15 protein-coding genes are annotated in these 15,683 nt (G+C 62.9%); all 15 read right to left on the reverse strand.

Features of this window, described 5'->3' with window-relative positions:
* Nucleotides 1-26: 26 nt before the first annotated feature.
* The 15 genes from EWM63_RS18770 to EWM63_RS18840 all read right to left on the reverse strand — a co-directional run bounded on the left by EWM63_RS18770 (nt 27) and on the right by EWM63_RS18840 (nt 15,166).
* Nucleotides 27-947 carry a DNA-3-methyladenine glycosylase family protein gene (locus EWM63_RS18770; protein ID WP_229487374.1) on the reverse strand — a complete coding sequence of 307 codons (921 nt, stop codon included), beginning with the start codon at nt 945-947 and terminating at the stop codon, nt 27-29.
* On the reverse strand, nt 944-1,828 hold the full coding sequence (locus EWM63_RS18775) for a DMT family transporter (RefSeq protein ID WP_130187896.1): 885 nt from the start codon (nt 1,826-1,828) through the stop codon (nt 944-946). The genes EWM63_RS18770 and EWM63_RS18775 overlap by 4 nt, the downstream gene beginning before the upstream one ends.
* A gap of 84 nt (nt 1,829-1,912) precedes the next feature.
* Entirely contained in the window at nt 1,913-2,947 is a 1,035-nt protein-coding gene (locus tag EWM63_RS18780) for an XdhC family protein (RefSeq protein WP_130187897.1), read from the reverse strand.
* Between the two features lie 12 nt (nt 2,948-2,959).
* Entirely contained in the window at nt 2,960-3,388 is a 429-nt protein-coding gene (locus EWM63_RS18785; protein ID WP_130187898.1) for a surface-adhesin E family protein, read from the reverse strand.
* Nucleotides 3,388-4,518 (reverse strand): M48 family metallopeptidase, encoded by a 1,131-nt coding sequence (locus EWM63_RS18790; RefSeq protein WP_130187899.1) that lies wholly within the window; start codon nt 4,516-4,518, stop codon nt 3,388-3,390. Before EWM63_RS18790 ends, EWM63_RS18785 begins: the two co-directional genes overlap by 1 nt.
* Before the next feature lie 72 nt (nt 4,519-4,590).
* Nucleotides 4,591-5,040 (reverse strand): dUTP diphosphatase, encoded by a 450-nt coding sequence (gene dut, locus EWM63_RS18795; protein ID WP_130187900.1) that lies wholly within the window; start codon nt 5,038-5,040, stop codon nt 4,591-4,593.
* 1 nt (nt 5,041) lies between these two features.
* Nucleotides 5,042-6,274 carry a bifunctional phosphopantothenoylcysteine decarboxylase/phosphopantothenate--cysteine ligase CoaBC gene (coaBC, locus tag EWM63_RS18800; RefSeq protein ID WP_130187901.1) on the reverse strand — a complete coding sequence of 411 codons (1,233 nt, stop codon included), beginning with the start codon at nt 6,272-6,274 and terminating at the stop codon, nt 5,042-5,044.
* A gap of 37 nt (nt 6,275-6,311) precedes the next feature.
* Nucleotides 6,312-6,821: a signal peptidase II gene (gene lspA, locus EWM63_RS18805; protein ID WP_130187902.1), complete on the reverse strand. Its 510-nt coding sequence runs from the start codon at nt 6,819-6,821 to the stop codon at nt 6,312-6,314.
* A gap of 241 nt (nt 6,822-7,062) precedes the next feature.
* A complete protein-coding gene (gene ileS, locus EWM63_RS18810) occupies nt 7,063-9,960 on the reverse strand; it encodes an isoleucine--tRNA ligase (protein ID WP_130187903.1) in 2,898 nt (965 codons plus the stop codon).
* A 59-nt stretch (nt 9,961-10,019) separates the two neighbouring features.
* Complete coding sequence (locus EWM63_RS18815; protein WP_130187904.1) at nt 10,020-10,991, reverse strand: bifunctional riboflavin kinase/FAD synthetase; 972 nt, start codon at nt 10,989-10,991, stop codon at nt 10,020-10,022.
* Nucleotides 10,992-11,149: 158 nt separating this feature from the next.
* Entirely contained in the window at nt 11,150-12,379 is a 1,230-nt protein-coding gene (locus tag EWM63_RS18820) for a tetratricopeptide repeat protein (protein ID WP_229487375.1), read from the reverse strand.
* 171 nt (nt 12,380-12,550) lie between these two features.
* Nucleotides 12,551-12,985, reverse strand: coding sequence for an ExbD/TolR family protein (locus tag EWM63_RS18825; protein ID WP_207221116.1), 435 nt, complete (start codon nt 12,983-12,985; stop codon nt 12,551-12,553).
* Nucleotides 12,986-13,050: 65 nt separating this feature from the next.
* Complete coding sequence (locus EWM63_RS18830; RefSeq protein WP_130187905.1) at nt 13,051-13,479, reverse strand: ExbD/TolR family protein; 429 nt, start codon at nt 13,477-13,479, stop codon at nt 13,051-13,053.
* Between the two features lie 4 nt (nt 13,480-13,483).
* The gene (locus tag EWM63_RS18835; protein ID WP_165390864.1) at nt 13,484-14,428 is read right to left on the reverse strand and encodes a MotA/TolQ/ExbB proton channel family protein; all 945 of its coding nucleotides are present in this window, start codon (nt 14,426-14,428) and stop codon (nt 13,484-13,486) included.
* Nucleotides 14,429-14,506: 78 nt separating this feature from the next.
* A complete protein-coding gene (locus tag EWM63_RS18840) occupies nt 14,507-15,166 on the reverse strand; it encodes an energy transducer TonB (protein ID WP_130187906.1) in 660 nt (219 codons plus the stop codon).
* Between the last annotated feature and the right edge of the window lie 517 nt (nt 15,167-15,683).

Below are 15,683 nucleotides of genomic sequence, written 5' to 3' on the forward strand. Positions count from 1 at the left end.
TCGTGAAGCCTGACGTTGCGTGAGGGTCAAGCGGTATCGTTGTCGTCGGGTGGGGCCAGGCTGGCCCACAGGTGAGCCGCGGCCATCGTACGGTGCGGTTGGTATTGCTGCAAGATCTGCTCGGTGCGGACGATGTCCGGCCGCTGCTCCTCACCGAGCAGGCGCTGCAGCGCGGCGCGGATCGCCACGTCGCCATGCAGCGAACAGTCGGCATGGCCATAGCCGCGCAGCAGGCCATAGTTGACTGTCCACGGCCCGATCCCCTTGATGTCCAGCAGCCGCTGCCCGATGGTCTCGACCGGATTGTCCGCACCCGGTTCAAGGTCGAGTTCACCGCTTGCCACCAGGTGGGCGAAGCGCAGCAGCGTTTCCGCCTTTGCCCGCGAAAACTTGCGGCTTGTGAGGTCGTCGACGGCCAGGTCGGCAGCGTCAGGCGCTTCCGGATAGCACCACAGTCCGCACGAGTGCCGCCGGCCCGCCAGCTGGATGAAGGTACGCCGCAGTGCGATCGCAAACGGCAGGTTGATCTGCTGGCCGATGATGGCCCACGTCAGCGCTTCGAACACGGTGGCCGATTGCACGATGCGCAAGCCTGGCTGGCGCCGCACGATGGGGCCGAACAGGGGATCGTCGGCCGCGAACGCGCAAAATGGCCCAGGGTCGATGCGCAGGCCGAGGATGCTGCTGAATGCCTCGTCGATGCGCCGTTCCAGCGCCGGCGTTGCCGAGCCGTCAATGTCGGCGGTGCAGGTCGCCTCGGTGGGCGCAAAGTCCACGGCCAGCACGACCGGCACGCCTTCGAGCATCACGCCTTTGCGCAGCATGTCGGCCCCCACCTGTTCGGCCGTGCTTTCCGCATCGCGGCGGTGGAAGGCCAGCACGTCGCGCAGGCGGTAGCCGGCCGGCAGCGGGAGCTTGCGTTGCCATGTCATGCGCTGCTGTGTCATGCCAGGTTGGCCTTGCCGCCAAAGCCGGGCCGGTAGCCGGTGACGAGCACGGTGCCGGCAATGACGATGGCAGCGCCGGCCACCGTGTACCAGCCGACCACCTCGTGCAGGAACAGTGCACCCCACAAGATGCCGAACAGCGGACTGATGAAGGTGACGGTCAACGCCGACGTCGCGCCGACATCGCGGATCAGTCCGTAGTACAGCAGATAGGCAACGCCGCTGCACAGCACCCCCAGTGCGATGGCGGCCGCCATGATACCGGTGGTGGGTTCGCCAGGCGCGGGGAAGAACAGCAGGGAAGGCAGTACCATCAGCGCGGCTGTCCACATGCTGCCGTGCGCGTTCGCGAACGGTTCCACGGCCGGCGCCGCCTTGGCATAGGTGCTGGCGATGCCGTAATTGAACGATGCAAACAGCGCCGCGGCGATCGCCAGGCCCGCGCCATCGCGCGAACTCACATGGTCGAAGCCGACCAGCAGGGCCACGCCGGCGGTACCGAGGGCAATGCCCACCAATACACGCGGACTCACCATCTGGCGCTGCCACACGGCGCCGATCAGCGCACCCCACATGGGCGCCGTGGCGTTCAGCACGGCCAGCACGGAGGCCGACAAGGTGCGCGCCGACCAGGCGAACAGCAGGAACGGCAGCGCGGAATTGAAGAAGCCGAGGATGACGTAGTGCTTCCAGTGCCGTTTCCAGTGCAGCGGCTTCTTCGTCAGCAGTGCGATTACCGCCAGGAACAGCGCTGCGAACACGACGCGGTATTCGATGAGCACGGCCGGGCCGAGGACGGGCGCGGCAATGCGCATGAACAGGTACGAGGCGCCCCAGATGGCGGCAAGCAGGACCAGGCGGAACAGGTTGGCGGTGGACATGTGACTGATCGATATTGTTCTGCGCGTGGCCGTGTGGTGGACACGCGCTCATTCATGGCGTCATTGTCGCCGCCGCAGCCCGGACTACGCCATCTTCATCTTGCTGTCGAATTCGACGGCGCAAACGTTGCTGCCCGGCGCTTCGAGGGCGGCGGCATGGTTGACCTGGAGCGCCGAAGGCACGCCGTTTTTCACGGCCGTCATTTCGGCCAGGATCGAGATGGCGATCTCGGAGGGCGTCTTGCTGCCGATGTACAGCCCGATCGGCCCGTGCAGCCGGGCCAGTTGCGCTTCATCGAGGTCGAACTGCAGCAGCCGTTCGCGCCGCTTTGCGTTATTGGCACGCGAGCCGATCGCACCCACGTAGAACGCTTCGGATTTCAGCGCTTCCATCAGCGCCAGGTCGTCCAGCTTGGGGTCGTGCGTCAGCGCGATCACGGCGCTGCGCCGGTCCAGTTTCATCTCGATCACCAGGTCGTCGGGCATCGCATGCACCAGCCGCACTTCCGGGAGCATCCAGCCGGCGCGGTATTCCTCGCGCGGATCGCAGACGGTGACGTAATAGTCCATGGCGATGGCGATCTGCGCGACAAAGCGCGACAGTTGCCCGGCGCCGATGATCAGCAGCCGCCAGCGCGGGCCATGCTGGGTGACCAGTTCGTCGTCCGTATGCACCAGCACGTTGCCGGCAACGGCGCGCTCGAGGCGCACAGTGCCGGTGCGCAGGTCGAGCCGGCGTTCCACCAGCTGGTGCTGTTCCAGGCGTTCCAGGAGTTCGGCGATCCGGCTGTGTTCGGACAGCGGTTCGAGCGCCAGTTCGATGGTGCCGCCGCAGGGCAGCCCGAAGCGGTGCGCTTCGTCGGCCGTGATGCCGTAGCTGACGATTTCGGGGAGCACGCGGGTGATGCCTTCACGCCGCACGCGGTCGATCAGGTCGTCCTCGATGCAGCCGCCGGAGACGGAACCGACGACGCGGCCATCGTCGCAGATGGCAAGGGTGGCGCCGACCGGGCGCGGGCTCGAGCCCCAGGTGCGGATCACGGTAACGAGTTCGCAGCGGTGCCCGGCCGCGATCCACGCGGCGCTGGTCTTGAGTACTTCGAGATCGATGCTGTCCATTGCTGGACTATACTACGGCGCCGGTTTCGCTGCCCGTACCCGCCCGCACACGGCGGTCATCGCCGTTGCATAGCGGGTACCCGCTTCCACTTTCTCGGCATCGAAGGCTTCGAACTTGTAGGTGCCGACGGCTTCGCCCTTTGCCATGGCTTCGGGGAAGAACGTCTGCGATTGCAGCGTCACGCTGCGCTCGTCGCAGTCGTACAGGTGGAGCGCCTTCACGGACAGGTACTGCTTGCCGTCCGGCGCCGTCTGCGGCTTGCCGAACGATTCGAGCGTCCAGGCACGGCGAGCACTGTCGCCGCCTTTCGATCCACCCTTCTTGATCGATGCCTTGTCGATGTACACGCGGCTGTCCTTCGTGCTGCCGGCCTTCGTCCACGTTACCGCATGGGCCAGCGCGGGCACCGTGCACAGGACGAAGAGGGTGGCACGCAGCATCACGGTACCAGCGGCTTCTTCGAGGCCTGCTTGGCCTTGATGTCGGCCACCACCTTGTCGATCGCGGCCAGGCGTGGCGCCAGGTTCGGATGGACCGCCATGTAGCCGTTCGGTACCGAAGCCGGATACTGCGCCGCCAGCCGCTGCCAGAACGCCTTGTAGCGCTCCACGCCATAGCCGCCGCGCACCAGCATGTACAGCGCCAGCGTATCGGCCGCCGTTTCCAGGTTGGCGGCGAACGGCTTCACGTTGCCGCTGCCGGCAAGTTGCGTCTGGTCGGGCTGCACGCGCGTGACGTTGTCGATGATGGCCGCCACGGCGGCCGTGTTGCGCGACAGCGCCGCATGACCGAGCACGTTATGGGCGATGTCCTTGGCCAGCACGTAGGCGATCGCTTCGTCGCCGCCGGCGAAGTTGATCATGCCGCGCGTGACGGCGATGCGGCCGCCATCGGCATAGGAATTGACGTTGTCGGCATTGCCCAGGTCGACCCGCATTGCGCAGGCACGCGTGACAGGCACTTTCAGCACCTGGGTCTGGCCATTGCGGCCGACCGTCATCGACAGCTGGGTACGGCCGGAAACGAGGGGGGCGAACACGCTGGCGGCCGCGGTTTCCGCACCCGCGCCGGTGGGCAGCGCGCGGCCGTCGGCGGCAACCAGCAGGTCGCCTTTGCGCAAGCCGGCGCGCGCGGCGCCACTGCCCGGCAGCACGCCGGAGACACGCAGCGTGTCGTCATAGCCCAGCACGGCCGCCGCGGCATCCGCATATTCGCCCGGATACGACCACTTGTTCTTTGCCGTAAAGCCCAGCAGGCCGCGCGCGGCGGTGCGGCACAGGTCGACGTTATTGATCAGCAGCGGCGCGGCCACGCGGTACAGCCTGTCCTGCTGGGTGACCATCGTGTCTAGCGCGGCCCGCGCCGCCTGCATGCGCGGCGTGACCAGCGGCGCTTCCGCGGCCGGTTGCGACGTATCGACGACCGGCGGGGAGGGCTGGGAAAGGGGCACTGTGGAGCAGGCGGACAGCAGCATGGCCGCTGCGACCGCGCTCAGGACCGATGCGCGACGGGTGATGGGATTGATGCGCGAAGCAATGTGCAAAGTGACGTGTACCGCGGTTCCTGCCATGGTTCCTTCCTGTATTGTTCCTGGAGCCTCAGTCTTGGAGCCTCAATGCCTGGAGCCTTGGTGCTTGAAGCCTTAGTGCTTGCCGGTGCTGCCGAAGCCACCTTCGCCCCGTTCGCTGGCACCGAATTCCTCCACCACGTTGAACCCCACCTGCAGCACGGGCACGATGATCAACTGGGCCAGGCGCTCCATCGGTTGCAGCGTGAAAGCGTTCTGGCCGCGGTTCCACGTCGACACCATCAACTGACCCTGGTAATCGGAATCGATCAAGCCTACCAGATTCCCCAGAACAATGCCGTTCTTGTGACCCATGCCGCTGCGGGGCAGGATCATTGCCGCATAGCCTGGATCACCGATGTGGATCGCCAGGCCCGTGGGCACCAGCACGGTCTGGCCAGGCTCGATCGTCAGCGCGGTATCGAGGCAGGCGCGCAGGTCGAGGCCGGCGCTGCCGGGCGTGGCGTAGGCCGGCATCAGGTCGTGCATGCGCGGGTCGAGGATTTTGACGTCGATGGTTTTCATGTTATTGGAACAGCGAGTGCTTGCTGATGCGTTTCGAGATTTCGGAAATCAGCTGGCGTGCCAGCGTGAGCTTGGGTGCTTGCGGCAGGATCGTGTGGCCATGCTCGTCGAACAGCACGATCGTGTTGTCGTCCTGCCCGAACGTGTGGTGGCCGATATTGCCCACCAGGAGGGGAATGCCCTTGCGTTCGCGCTTGGCCGAGCCGTATTCGAGCAGGTTTTCCGATTCGGCCGCGAAGCCCACGCAGTAAGGATAGCCAGCCAGCGTGGTACGCGCGGCAATGGTGGCAAGTATGTCGGGATTCTGCTCGAACTGCAGGTCTGGACCTTTAGCTCCCCCCGCACCGCCTTCGGTCTTCTTGACCTTCTGCGTGCTGGGATTGACCACGCGCCAGTCCGCCACCGCGGCCACGGCGATGAACACGTGCTGGCCATCGATGTGGCGGTTCACGGCATCCATCATCTGCTGGGCGCTCTGCACGTCGATGCGGGCCACGCCGTGCGGCGTCGGCAGCGCGGTGGGGCCGGAGATCAGCGTGACGTCGGCACCGGCTTCGCGGGCGGCGCGGGCGACCGCGTAGCCCATCTTCCCGGAGGAGAGGTTGGTGATGCCGCGCACGGGATCGATGGCCTCGAACGTCGGGCCGGCCGTGATCAGGATGCGCTTGCCGGCCATGACCTTCGGCTGGAAGGCTGCCACGATCTCGTCGAGCAGCTGCTGCGGTTCGAGCATGCGGCCCATGCCGACTTCGCCGCACGCCTGTTCGCCTGCGGCCGGGCCGAGAATGCGGATGCCATCCTCGCCCAGCTGTGCGGCATTGCGCTGGGTGGCGGGATTCGTCCACATTTCCACGTTCATCGCCGGGGCTACCAGCAGCGGCACGTGGCGCGGGCGGGCCAGGCACATCGTCGACAGCAGGTCGTCGCAGGCGCCATGGGCCAGCTTGCGGATGAAGTCCGCCGAGCAGGGCGCGATCACGATCGCATCCGCGTTGCGCGTGACGTCGATGTGCGCCATGTTGTTGTCGACGCGCGGGTCCCACTGGTCCGTGTAGACGGGCTTGCCGGACAGGGCCTGCATCGTCACCGCCGTGATGAAGTGGGTGGCGGCATCCGTCATCACCACCTGCACGGAGGCGCCTTCCTTCGTGAGTGAACGGCACAGTTCCGCCGCCTTGTAGCAGGCCACGCCGCCGGACAGGCCGAGGACGATCTTCTTGCCGGTCAGTTCCATGCCGTTCCCCCGTTCCGATGGGCTTGATGGGCTTGCATCATTTGTTCACGCGCCGCAGTTCATCGAGGATGAGCAGCCCGGCGCCGATGCAGATCGCCGTGTCGGCCACGTTGAATGCCGGGAAGTGGCCGATGCCGCGCCAGTGGAAATCGAGGAAGTCGATCACGTGGCCATGCACCATGCGGTCGATCACGTTGCCGACCGCGCCGCCCAGGATCAGCGACATCGACCAGCAGAACAGCTTTTGCGCCGCGTGCTTGCGCAGCAGGTAGACGATGAACAGGGCGGCGCCGATGCCGATCGTGGTAAAGAAGTAGCGCTGCCAGCCGCCCTGGTTGGACAGGAAGCTGAACGCGGCGCCCTTGTTATAGGCCAGCACCAGGTTGAAGAAGCTGGTGACGTAAAGCTCCTCGCCATACGTGAACAGTTTTTCGATCGTGATCTTGGTCAGCTGGTCGACCAGGATGATGATGGCGGCAATGCCGAGCCACGGTGCCATGCTGCCACCGGCAGGTTTGCTGGAGAAGGTTTTCTTGGATTTTGCCATTGTTGTTGTCGGGTCCGTGGGTCCGCCAGGAATATTGCAGAAAAACCGGTGACAGACACCGGTTTTAATGAAATGTTTCAAAAAAACCGGTCGCTATCGTGCATGCCAGCGTTTGAACATGTCTTCGCCGAAAACCGGTGTCCGACACCAAAAGGCCGGTGTCCGACACCAGACGCTGGCGACGCGAATGACAGCGAATGCCGCGAACTGAACGGCATTCGTGTCCGCTGCCGGCTTTGCGTTATGCGAAGCGCCGCTGTTCGCCGGCGCCGAACAGGTTGCTATGGCAGCGGCCGCACAGCGTGGGATGCTCGGCATGGGCGCCCACGTCGGCGCGGTAGTGCCAGCAGCGTTCGCATTTTTCCGCCTTCGATGCGGCCACGGCAATCGCTTCGTCGGCATCGTTCGCCACTTCGACGGCTTGCGCCAACGATGTGATGAACACGAACTTCAGGTCGTCGTCCAGGCTGGCCAAGGCGGCGTACTTGTCGCCGGCGGCCTTGATCTCCAGCTCGGCCTGCAGCGACGAACCGATCGCGCCGGACGAGCGCAGGTCTTCCAGCTGCTTCGTTACGTCGGCGCGCACGGCCAGGATCGTTGCATACTTCGCCAGCAGCGCTTCGGCATCGGCAATCGCCGGCAGCTGCCAGAACGTCTGCGTGTAGATGGTTTCGTCGGACGCGGCGAATTGCTCACCCGCGGCGAACACGGCCCATGCTTCCTCCACGGTGAACGGCAGCACCGGTGCCAGCATGCGCAGCAGGCTTTGCGTGATGTGCCACAGCGCGGTCTGCGCCGAGCGGCGCGCCCGGGAATCGACGGCCGTCGTGTACAGGCGGTCCTTCAGGATATCGAGGTAGAAGCCGCCCAGGTCCTCGGAGCAGTAGTTCTGCAGCTTCGACACGACCGGGTGGAATTCGTATTGCTCGTAGTGCTTCTCGACGGCCTGCTGCAGCGCGGCCAGGTTGGCCAGCGCATAGCGGTCGGTTTCCAGCAGTTCGGCCACCGGCACGGCGTTCGCCTTCGGATCGAAGTCCGACGTGTTGGCCAGCAGGAAGCGCAGCGTGTTGCGCAGGCGGCGGTACGATTCCGTCACGCGCTTGAGGATCTCGTCGGAGATCGACAGCTCACCCGTGTAGTCGGTCGAAGCGACCCACAGGCGCAGGATGTCGGCGCCCAGCGTGTCCGAGATCTTTTGCGGCGCCAGCGTATTGCCCAGCGACTTCGACATTTTCTTGCCTTCGCCATCGACGGTGAAGCCGTGCGTCAGCAGCGCCTTGTAGGGCGGGCGGCCGTTCAGCATCGACGACGTGAGGAGCGACGAGTGGAACCAGCCGCGGTGCTGGTCCGAGCCTTCCAGGTACAGGTCGGCCGGGAAGTGCGACTGTGCGGCGTGCGAGCCGCGCAGCACGGTCTGGTGCGTGATGCCCGAATCGAACCACACGTCCAGCGTGTCCTTGTTCTTCACGTAGTTTGCCGCATCGTCACCGAGCAGTTCCTGCGGGTCGAGCGCGAGCCAGGCGTCGATACCGCCTTTTTCGATGCGCTGCGCCACCTGTTCCAGCAGTTCGGCGGTGCGCGGGTGCAGCTCGCCCGTTTCCTTGTGCACGAAGAAGGCCATCGGCACGCCCCACTGGCGCTGGCGCGACAGGGTCCAGTCCGGCCGGTTGGCGATCATGCCGTGCAGGCGCGCCTTGCCCCAGTCGGGGAAGAACTGTGTCTCGGCGATGCCTTCGAGCGCCGTTTCGCGCAGCGTGGAGCCGCCGTCGATCGGCTGCACGTCCATGCCGGCGAACCACTGCGACGTGGCACGGTAGACGATCGGCGTCTTGTGGCGCCAGCAGTGCATGTAGCTGTGGTCGAACATCTTCAGCTCGAACAGCGCGCCCGCTTCGCGCAGCGCGTCGCAGATCGGCTTCGATGCTTCCCAGATCGTCATGCCGCCGAACAGCGGCAGGGTGGACACGTATTTGCCGTCGCCCATCACCGGGGTCAGGATTTCGTCATCCTTCATGCCGTGCTGGCGGCACGACACGAAGTCTTCCAGGCCGTAGGCCGGCGCGGAGTGCACGATGCCGGTGCCGGAATCGGTGGTCACGTAGTCGGCCAGGTACACCGGCGAATAGCGGTCGTAGAACCCGTCGCGCGTATGCAGCGGGTGCTTGAAACGGATGTTTTCCAGCTGCGCGCCCGTGGTGGTCGCGATGACCTTGCCTTCGAGCTTGTAGCGCTGCAGGGCCGCTTCGACCAGGTCCTGGGCGAGGATCAGCAGCAGCGGCGACGGTTCGCCATCGACCTCGCGCGACGTTTCAACGAGGGCGTACGTCACTTCGGGGTGCACGTTCAGCGCCTGGTTCGACGGAATCGTCCATGGCGTGGTGGTCCAGATATTGATGAAACCCGTCTGCGTGGGCAGCGCCGGCAGGCCGAATGCGGCGGCGATCTTCTCGTGCTCGGCGAACGGGAAACCCACGTCGATGGCCGGGTCGCGCTTGTCCTGGTATTCCACCTCCGCCTCGGCCAGCGCCGAGCCGCAGTCGAAGCACCAGTTCACCGGCTTCAGGCCGCGGTAGACATAGCCCTTTTCCAGCAGCTTGCCGAGTGCGCGCAGTTCGTCGGCCTCGTTACCGTAGGCCATGGTGAGGTAGGGGTTGTCCCACTCGCCCAGCACGCCCAGGCGGATGAAGCCGGCGCGCTGGCGGTCGATCTGCTCCAGCGCGTAGGCGCGCGCCTTGGTCAATACCTCGGCGGTCGGCAGGTTCTTGCCGTACTGTTTTTCGATCTGGATCTCGATCGGCATGCCGTGGCAATCCCAGCCCGGTACATAAGGCGCGTCGAAGCCCGCCATCGTGCGCGACTTGACGACCATGTCCTTGAGGATCTTGTTGACGGCGTGGCCCAGGTGGATATCGCCGTTCGCATACGGTGGACCGTCGTGCAGCACGAACATGGGCCGGCCCTTGGCGGCCTTGCGGATGCGCTGGTAGACCTTCTTGTCCTGCCATTGCTTCACCCAGTTCGGCTCGCGCTTGGCCAGGTCGCCGCGCATCGGGAACGGGGTTTCGGTCATGTTGACCGCGTATTTACTATTACTCTTGCTGGGGGCCTTGCTGTCGGCCTTTTTTGGTTTGTCGGACATGGTAAATCTTTATGTAGTCAATCGGGAGTGACGGCGCGGTGATGCCGGATGACCGGCACTCAAATTCGGTCGGTGGCGGTGACGGCACCGCTGCGTTCGCGGAACCAGGCCCGCGCCTGCTCCGCGTCGCGGTCGATCGCCGCGGTCAGCGTCGGCAGGTCGATGAACTTTTCCTCGTCGCGGATCTTGTGGAGGAACTCGACCTTGATGCGCTGGCCGTACAGGTTGGCGGCGAAATCGAAGATGTGCACCTCGAGCAGCACGCGGCCTGCGTCTTCCACGGTGGGGCGCACGCCCAGGCTGGCCACGGCCGGCAGCGGTACATCGGCAATGCCGTGCACCTGCACGATGAAAATGCCGGACAGGGCGGGGCGGTGCGGCACGCGCAGGTTCAGCGTGGGGTATCCGATCGTGCGGCCCAGCTTCTGGCCGTGGATTACGTGGCCGGAAATCGAATAGGGGTGGCCCAGCAATTGCTCGGCCTGTGCAAAGTCGCCGTTGGCCAGCGCCGAGCGCACCGCCGACGAGGAGATGCGCGTGGCGCCGCTCATCACGGTCTCCAGGGTTTCGACCTCGAAGCCATAGCGCTCGCCCGCTTCGTGCAGCATCTGTACATTGCCGGCACGGCGTGCGCCATAGCAGAAATCGTCGCCGACCATCAGCCATTTGACGTGCAATCCGTCCACCAGCACGCGCTCGGTGAAGTCCTGCGGGGTGAGGGCGGCAAAGCTGTCCGAGAAATGCTCGACGATGACGCGGTCGATGCCGTTCGCCTCCAGCGAGGCCAGCTTGTCGCGCAGGTTGGCGATCCGCGGTGGCGCCTTCGACAGGTCTTTTTGCTTGTGGGCAAAGAATTCCCGCGGATGCGGCTCGAACGTCATGACGGCGGCTTCCAGGCCGAGGCGCGATGCGGCGGTGCGCACGTGGGCCAGCAAGGCCTGGTGGCCACGGTGAACGCCGTCGAAATTACCGATTGTGAGGGCGCAGGGCGCACGGGACGCTGCGTTGGGGAGTCCGCGAAATACCTTCATGGATATGCAATCTTTTGCCTGAACCACGGATTATACGGCGGTTTTACAAATTCACATGGGAAATGCCGCAGCGCACCAGGGAGGGCCGCGGCGACCCAAGTAAAAAGCGCCGCCTGCGGAGCAGGGCGGCGCTTTCAAAACGGGAACCGTGCAGGAAATTATGCGGCCACGTTCGGATTGTTGATATACAGCGTCCAGTAACGTGCCAGGTCGGATTCGCCGGCAGTGCCCTTGACGTTCTTCAGTGCCGTCAGCGCCTGCTGCTTCTTGCCGGCGTTGAACAGCGCGATGCCATAGTGCAGCTTCATTTCTTCCGGACGGCGTGCCGTACCGAACTCCATCGCCTGGTCCATCAGCGCAATGCCTTCGCTGGCCTTGCCACCGGTAACCATGGCATAACCCATATTGAACAGGCCATCCGCATCTTTTTCTTTGATCAGGGTGGCTTGATGGGTTGCCTGGGCGGCGGTATTGTCGGCCAGGGTCTTGTTGGCCAGGTCTTTCAGGCGCTGGTGGCGGGCGGCGTCGGTGCCGGTGCCCAGCGCGCCTTTCTTGTAACCCTGGTCGATGATCTTGATCGCTTCAGGCGCATTGCCGGCCTGCAGTGCGAGCTGGGCCATTTCCATGTACTCGGAAGGCTTCGTCAATTGGCCCAGCGCCAGGCGCAGGCGCATCAGGTCCAGGCCCAGCGTGCGGGAGAAGCCCGGCTTGCCCTGCACGCGGTTCAGCAGGTCGGCCCAGTAGCTTGCTTTCGGGTAGCTGCCGGCCAGCTTCTCGATGGTTTGCACGTAGCCAGCCTTGTCGTTCTGCTTCAGCTGGATGTTGGCCAGCATCTGCAGGCTTTCCTCGTTCTGCTTGCCGGACTTCAGCGCGGCAGCCGCTTCGTTGAAGCGGCCGCTGATGAAGTAGGTCTGCGTCAGCAGTTGCTGCATCTGCGAGTTGCCCGGATTGTCCTTCAGCACGCCCTGGATCGCCGTGATCGCTTTCGGGTAATCCTTGGCGCGGTAATACATGCCGGCCAGGCCTTCCTGGAACTTGCCTTTTTCGGAAGCCGACAGGCGGCCCGAGGCGATCAGGGTTTCAAAGGCCCGGATGGCGGTCGGTGTGTCGCCGGCGGTGGAGGCGGCGGCTGCGCGCACGCGCTCGATCTGGTATTTCTCGAATTCAGTCTTGTTGCCGACGGCATCGGCATCCTTCAACTTGGCCACCGCTTCGCGGGCCTTGCCGCTGCTCAGCAGGCGCTGCGCTTCCTGCAATGGTTTGCCCACATCGGCACGGACCGTATCGGCAGCATGGGCAGCGGACACCAGGCCAGCCATGGGAGCTGCAGCGGTAAAGCCGACGGCGGCCATTACCAGGCCGAGATGGGCGAGACGGAACTTGGACATAAGCGAGGTATCTTTCATCAAAAAACAAGAATAGGCAGGATAACCTGCCTATCGTGGAAAATAAAGAGCCGTACTCCTGAGTTTCAAAAGTTACCCGCGCTTACAAAAATCGCGGTACCGAAGTACCGCGATTTTGTATGCCAGGCATCGAAACTGTCCAGGAAAATACTCTTACTGGAACTGCTCGTTACCGACGAGGCCGATCTTCGTGACGCCCAGGCGCTGGGCCGAAGCCATCACGCCTGCAACAGCGTTGTACTCGACCAGCTTGTTGGGACGCAGGTGCACTTCCGGCTGGTCAGCCTGTGCAGCCACGTTCATCAGCTTCTGCTCCAGCGTCGCGCGATCGGGAATGGTCTGGCCATCCCACAGGATCGTACCGTCGAAGTCCACGTCGATCGTCACGACCACCGGTTCCACCGTCGATGGCGGCGGCGTACCGACCGGCATGTTCAGGTTCACCGAGTGGTTTGCTTTCGGGATCGTAATAATCAGCATAATGATCAGCACCAGCATCACGTCGATGAGCGGTGTCATGTTCATTTCCATCATTGGTTCCGGATCCGCGTTTGATGCACCGCCGCCCGAACCGACATTCATACTCATGGGTGTGTTCCTTTTTCAAAGACTGCCCGGCCGGCAGTAATAAACCGGCCGGCCGAGCAGGGGCCTTACATCTTGTCAGGCGGTTCGGTAATGAAACCAACCTTCTGGATGCCAGCGCGCTGGGTCGTGAAGATCACGCGGCCGATCGACTCATACTTGGCTTCTTTATCGCCACGCACGTGCACCTCGGGTTGCGGCACTTTCACGGCCTCGACCTTCAGAAAATCGAACAACTCATTCGTGTCCGCCATTTTCTTCTGATTCCAGTAGATATCACCATCCTTGTTAACGACGATGTTGACATTTTCCGGCTTCGTTTGGATCGCCTGGTTGATCTCCGACGGCAGCGTGATTTTCTGCAGTTTGAGAACGACCGGGCTGGTAATCAGGAAGATGATCAGGAGAACCAACATGATGTCCACGAGGGGCGTCGTGTTGATCTCCGACATTACCTGGTCTTCGCCTCCGCTATCGGAGCCTACGGACATCGACATGGTATTAGCCTACTTTTTTCGCACGAGCAGCGGAGTCAGCGGTGGACATCGCGCCGGAGATCAGCACCGAGTGCACGTCAGCAGCGAAGGTACGCACTTCTTCCATTGCGGACTTGTTACGACGCACCAGCCAGTTGTAGCCCAGAACGGCCGGAACTGCGACTGCCAGACCGAATGCCGTCATGATCAGTGCTTCACCGACCGGACCTGCAACCTTGTCGATCGACGCGTTACCGGTCATGCCGATGGCGGTCAGTGCACCGTAAATACCCCACACCGTACCGAACAGACCGATGAACGGTGCGGTCGAACCCACGGTTGCCAGGAACGACAGGCCATCTTGCAGGCGCGATTGCACTTTGTCCACCGAACGCTGGATCGACATCGTCACCCAGGTCGACAGGTCGATCTGCTCCAGCAGGGCGCCGTCGTGGTGAGCCGAAGCCTTGGTGCCGGTTTCAGCGATGAAGCGGAACGGCGAACCTTCGGCCAGGGTCGTGGTGCCGGCAGCGATCGACGATGCTTTCCAGAACTTGGCGGAGGCTTCACGGGCTTGACGCATGATCTTCATCTGGTCCAGCAGCTTGGTGATGATGATGTACCACGAGCCGATCGACATGATCGACATGATGATGATGGTGCCTTTGGCAACAGGGCCGGATTCCCATGCTGCCTTGAAGCCGAATGGGTTTTCCACTTCTTCCGTGGCGCCGTGGCCGCCAGCTGCTGCCGGTGCTGCGTCGGCAGCAGGTGCTGCTGCGTCGGCTGCCGGTGCTGCTGCATCGGCTGCTGGTGCTGCTGCCGCATCCGCTGCCGGCGCTGCTGCCGCATCCGCTGGGGCCGGGGCAGGTGCATCGGCCATGGCCGGCGCGCTTACCAGGGCGGTTGCTGCGGTCACCGAGAACAGCACAGCGGCCAGTACAGCGGACAAACGGGTATTCTTAAACATGCTTCCTCCAAATTGATAAAAGATCAGTTCGCTGAACGTAACGACAACGAATATTGCTAAATGAGACTTTGTCTCGGGTTATTCCAGCGTCCAGACGTATTGCATCTGCATCCACGCCTGCTCCGGCTTGCCATCGACCAGGGTCGGCTTGAACTTGCACTTGCCGATACCGTTCACGGCTGCCTTGTCCAGATCCCGGAAACCACTGGATTTCACGATCTTGGAATCGGCAACGCGACCGTCAACGCCAATCAGGAACGACAGGGTTACCGTGCCGGTTTCTTCGTTACGCAGCGACGACTTCGGCCATTCCGGCTTCGCGCAGGTGCTGAAGTCAGCCACTGCAGGAACACGCACGGATTGGGCCGGAGGTGCCGGCGGTGCAGGAGGTGCCGGTGGTGCCGCTTTCGCCAGCTCGGTCGTTGCCGGCTTTTGCTGGGTCGTGTTGGCGATCACGTTCTGCTGTGGCGGCGGCTGCTGCACATTCACTTCAACTGGCGGAATGAACGGCGGTGGTGGCGCTTTCATTTCCGGCGGCGGAGGCGGTGGCGGCAACTCCTTCGGTGGCGGTGGAGCGACCTCTTCGATGATCTTGGTTTCAACCGGCTCGATCATTTTAGTGACGATCCGTTTGCCCATGCCCGACACCATTGCATAACCAGCGACGATGTGCAAAGCAACCACTACCACGATGCCGGTATAGTTCTTTTTGACCTTCCCGTTATCACTAAAATTCATGCCTGCTTTCTCCAATACCTACTCTACTTGAACCCCAAAATAGCGACACAAAGCTACAGCCGCATCCGGGACGTCGGCGAATTATACATACGAATTCTTCATTGTACATAGAATTTTGGGCTCAAAAAACTGGTTAAATTTCATGCCCTTAGCTGCTCCCGTGCACCAATCTGGCGTCCGTTCCGGGGCACCGCTGACCAACGCTGTGCAAGCCGTGCAAACAGTGTCATGAAGTTTTCCGAATGCGAAAAAAACAAAATTTTCTGCGCAATTCCCTCCCTTCAAGGTATGTAAAATTTGGTACCGAAACTTGCTATTTCATAAGAATGGGAGCGGTACCTTCGACTGACCAGTATATGCAATTTGCAGCCCCGGTGGAGCATGCGAATACAAAAAAACCAAGCTTGAAAGTTCACTACAGAAAAAATGCCGGCGTCGGCTGAAAATGTAGGTCCGGTCAAGCCGATCCGGTAATGCGGTCAGACCAGTTTACAGGGTTTTTAACGGATGAAGGAGT

This window comes from Pseudoduganella lutea (assembly GCF_004209755.1).
GTDB lineage: Bacteria > Pseudomonadota > Gammaproteobacteria > Burkholderiales > Burkholderiaceae_D > Rugamonas > Rugamonas lutea.